This window comes from Streptomyces sp. UH6 (assembly GCF_013421635.1).
In the GTDB taxonomy this organism is placed as follows: Bacteria; Actinomycetota; Actinomycetes; order Streptomycetales; family Streptomycetaceae; genus Streptomyces; species Streptomyces abyssomicinicus.
Map to the genome: position 1 here is coordinate 1 of NZ_JACADT010000603.1, position 3528 is coordinate 3528.

General features: G+C 73.3%; 4 protein-coding genes. 2 read left to right on the forward strand and 2 right to left on the reverse strand.

The features are described from left to right. Positions 1–239: 239 nt before the first annotated feature. Positions 240–1220, forward strand: coding sequence for a hypothetical protein (locus HW445_RS22810; RefSeq protein ID WP_180222833.1), 981 nt, complete (start codon positions 240–242; stop codon positions 1218–1220). An 85-nt stretch (positions 1221–1305) separates the two neighbouring features. Further along, the gene (gene def, locus HW445_RS22815) at positions 1306–1956 is read left to right on the forward strand and encodes a peptide deformylase (protein WP_180222834.1); all 651 of its coding nucleotides are present in this window, start codon (positions 1306–1308) and stop codon (positions 1954–1956) included. A gap of 124 nt (positions 1957–2080) precedes the next feature. Here def and HW445_RS22820 read toward each other — a convergent pair whose 3' ends face one another. Further along, positions 2081–2815: a D-Ala-D-Ala carboxypeptidase family metallohydrolase gene (locus HW445_RS22820; RefSeq protein WP_180222835.1), complete on the reverse strand. Its 735-nt coding sequence runs from the start codon at positions 2813–2815 to the stop codon at positions 2081–2083. Between the two features lie 178 nt (positions 2816–2993). After that, positions 2994–3503, reverse strand: a complete 510-nt coding sequence (locus tag HW445_RS22825) for a GNAT family N-acetyltransferase (protein WP_180222836.1) — start codon at positions 3501–3503, stop codon at positions 2994–2996. Positions 3504–3528 lie beyond the last annotated feature (25 nt).

A 3528-nucleotide genomic window follows, 5' to 3' on the forward strand; every position in this document is an offset into this window, starting at 1 on the left:
CACCTACGCGCCCGACGTGGTCGAGTCGCTGGCCAGGGTGCTGCTCCGTGGCCCGGCCGGTGTCGCGGTGCCCGGACCGGGCGCCGCCGCGGAGCGTGGAACCACCCGGTCTGAGGCTGCCCCCGGCTGGGTAACCCATGGGTAATGAGCGACCGTCCGACCGTCCGTGGTTGGATGCGGGTGAGCGGGCCCACGGGGGCAGGGACCGGTCCGCTCCACAGAACTGGCAGGCGGGAATCGTGAGGATCTTCGGCAAGGGACGGCACCGGCCCTCCGCCTCCTGGCGGCAGGCCACGGACCGCGCGTTCACGCTGATCGGGGACGGCCGGTACGAGGACGCGGGGGCGCTCCTGACGCGCGCCGCCGACCTCGAGCCCTGGCTGTCCGAGTCCTGGTTCAACCTGGCCCTGCTGCACAAGTTCCGGCACGACTGGGAGCAGGCCCGCGCCGCCGGGCTGCGCGCGGTGGCCCTGCTCGACCGGGACACCGGGGCCCCGGACTGGTGGAACGTCGGCATCGCCGCGACCGCCCTGCAGGACTGGCCGCTCGCCCGTCGTGCCTGGCAGGAGTACGGGCTGCGGGTGCCGGGCGGCTCCGCCGCCTCCGGGCCGCCCACCGGGATGGAACTGGGCAGCGCGGCCGTCCGGCTCTCCCCGGAGGGGGAGGCCGAGGTGGTCTGGGGACGCCGCCTGGACCCGGCGCGGATCGAGGTGCTCTCCATCCCGCTGCCGTCCTCCGGCCGCCGCTGGGGCGAGGTCGTCCTGCACGACGGTGTCCCGCACGGTGAGCGGACCACCGCCACCGGCCACAGCTTCCCGGTCTTCGACGAGATCGAGCTCTGGGCGCCGTCCCCGGTGCCGACCTGGGTGGTGCTGCTGGAGGCCGCCTCGGAGGAGGACCGGGACGCGCTGGAGGCGCTCGCCGCCGACGCGGGATACGCGGCCGAGGACTGGTCGTCGTCGGTGCGGCTGCTGTGCCGGATGTGCTCGGAGTCGCGGATGGCGTCCGTCGAGGGCGACGGCGAGCACCTGGACCCGCACGACCACAGCGAGCCCGGCCAGCCCGGCCCGCTCGGGCACCGCACCGACGGACAGCTGTGGGTGCCGGAACGCGAGTGCGGGGTGGCCGCCCCGGCCCCGCTGGTGCGCGGGCTGCTGGACGGCTGGGTGGCCGACAGCCCGGACACCCGGGACTGGCGGGACCTCGAGGAGGTCTGCTGACGGCCGTGGGACCGCGGGCACGCGCCCGCCCCGTAGGCTATGCGTCTGTCAGGGACGTGGACACCGAGGAAGGCATACGTCGGGCATGGCGCAGCAGGAGACCGATCAGCAGCACGCGGGCGTGCTCCCCGTGGACGACGAGGGTTACGTCATCGACACCGAGGACTGCGAGGAGCGCGAGAGCGCGTACCGCGGGCGCGGCACCTCGCGTCCCATCACGGTCGTCGGCAACCCGGTCCTGCACAAGGAGTGCCGGGACGTCACCGAGTTCGACGACGAGCTGCGCAAGCTGGTCGACGACATGTTCGCCAGCCAGCGCACCGCCGAGGGCGTGGGCCTGGCCGCCAACCAGATCGGCGTGGACCTGAAGGTCTTCGTCTACGACTGTCCGGACGACGAGGGCGCCCGCCACGTCGGCGTGGTCTGCAACCCCAAGCTGGTGGAGCTGCCCGCCGACCGCCGGATCCTCGACGACAGCAACGAGGGCTGCCTCTCGGTGCCGACCGCCTACGCGCCGCTGGCCCGCCCGGACTTCGCCGAGGTCACCGGCCAGGACGAGTACGGCAACCCGGTCAAGGTGCGCGGCACCGGCTACTTCGCCCGCTGCCTCCAGCACGAGACGGACCACCTGTACGGCTACCTGTACATCGACCGTCTCTCCAAGCGCGAGCGGAAGAACGCGCTGCGGCAGATGGAGGAGAACGAGCCGCGCTACCCCGTGGTCGCGAACGACTGACGCCATCCCGCGGTCGCGATCGCGGTCGTGGACGACCGAGCCGTCCCCCGTACACGCGCGCAGAAGGCCGGGCCCCCAGGAGCCCGGCCTTCCGTGCGCGGTGCCGCCGCCGTCGCCGGCGGGATCAGATGCCGCAGTTCGGGGCGTCCCAGAACGGCGACGGGTCGTGCGCCACGTGGGTGTGGTCGTTGTGGCCGGGGTAGCCCGGGCCGAGGATCTCCGAGAACCCGTGGGTGCGGGCCTGCTGCGCGAGGCGGCAGAAGCTCGGGGAGCCGGTCAGGTCGGCGGCGTCACCGTACGTGTGACGGCTGCCCGCCGCTCCGCCCACCGCGCTGTTGCAGGAGTTGGAGCGGAATCCGCTGGAGACGGTGATCGGTACGTCGCCCAGCGCGTGCCGCATGGCCTCCAGCTTCCACATGGTCTTCAGGGCGTTGGACTTGGCGGTCGCCGCCGAGACCGCGCCGCCCGACCAGTCCGAGTTGCACTTGTTCAGCTCGGCGTAGGTGAAGTGGATCGGCGTGCAGTCGGCGTCCTGCAGCGCGTAGATCTTGCTGAAGGTGTTCGGGCCGGCGACGCCGTCCGCGGCCAGGCCGTACGCCGCCTGGAACTTGGCGACGGCGGCCTTGGTGCGGGCGCCGTACACGCCGTCGTAGGAGAGCCGTTCGCCGGAGGTCACCCAGCCCGCGACCCGGATCTGCAACTGGGTCACGTCGGCGCCGGACGCGCCCTGGGAGAGGGAGCGGCTCCAGGTGTAGCACTCGTCGGCGTGCGCGGTGCCGGCGGTGGCACCGACGCCGACCACTGCACCTGCCAGGATCATGACAAAACTGATGAGCGCGCGGGACATGCGTCTGATCATTCCGGCCTCCTGACCGTTGATCGGTGGGGGCGGCGCCGGGGGGTTGCCGGGGCGCCGCTGCAAGAGTGGGGCCGATGGGCTACGCGCGTCAACACCGTCTGCGGCGAAGGATCTGCGGCGTTCCGATGACGGAACCGGACGCTCCGGACGCTCCGGGAGGTACCGGCGCGGCGGGGCGTCAGATCGTCAACTCGTAGGCCAGCAAGGCGAAGTGGGGGACGTCGGGGAGCGGGTTCCAGTCGCGGTGCGGCGCCCGGACGAAGCCGAGGCGTTCGTAGAGGCGGTGGGCGGCGCGCATCCCCGGCTGGGTGGAGAGCACCAGCCGGCGGCAGCCGTCCAGGGTGCGGGCGCGGTCGGCGCAGTGCCGGACCAGGGCCTCGCCGGCCCCTCGTCCGCGGGCCTCGCGGGACACGGCGAGCATGCGGACCTCGGCCTCGTCCGGGGCGGCTATGTCGGCGAGGGGCCCTCCGGCGACGAAGGTGACGTTGCCGAGGAGTCGGTCGCCGTCCACCGCGGCCAGGACCTGCGCGCCGGGGGTGGTGGCCCGGGCGCGCACGTCCCGGAGTGTGTCGCGGTAGGCGTCGCCGCTGTCGAAGGCGAGCAGCCCGTCGTCCAGGTACGCGCGCGCGGTGATCTCACCGCGGGCGTCGAACTCGGCGTCGAGCGCGGGGCGGATGGTGATGTCCATCCGCCCAGCATGCCCGAGACGCCGA

Coding starts and splice junctions, on each gene's coding strand:
- HW445_RS22820 (WP_180222835.1), bottom strand. CDS start 2,815: ATGATCAGACGCATGTCCCGCGCGCTCATCAGTTTTGTCATGATCCTG.
- HW445_RS22825 (WP_180222836.1), bottom strand. CDS start 3,503: ATGGACATCACCATCCGCCCCGCGCTCGACGCCGAGTTCGACGCCCGC.
- def (WP_180222834.1), top strand. CDS start 1,306: ATGGCGCAGCAGGAGACCGATCAGCAGCACGCGGGCGTGCTCCCCGTG.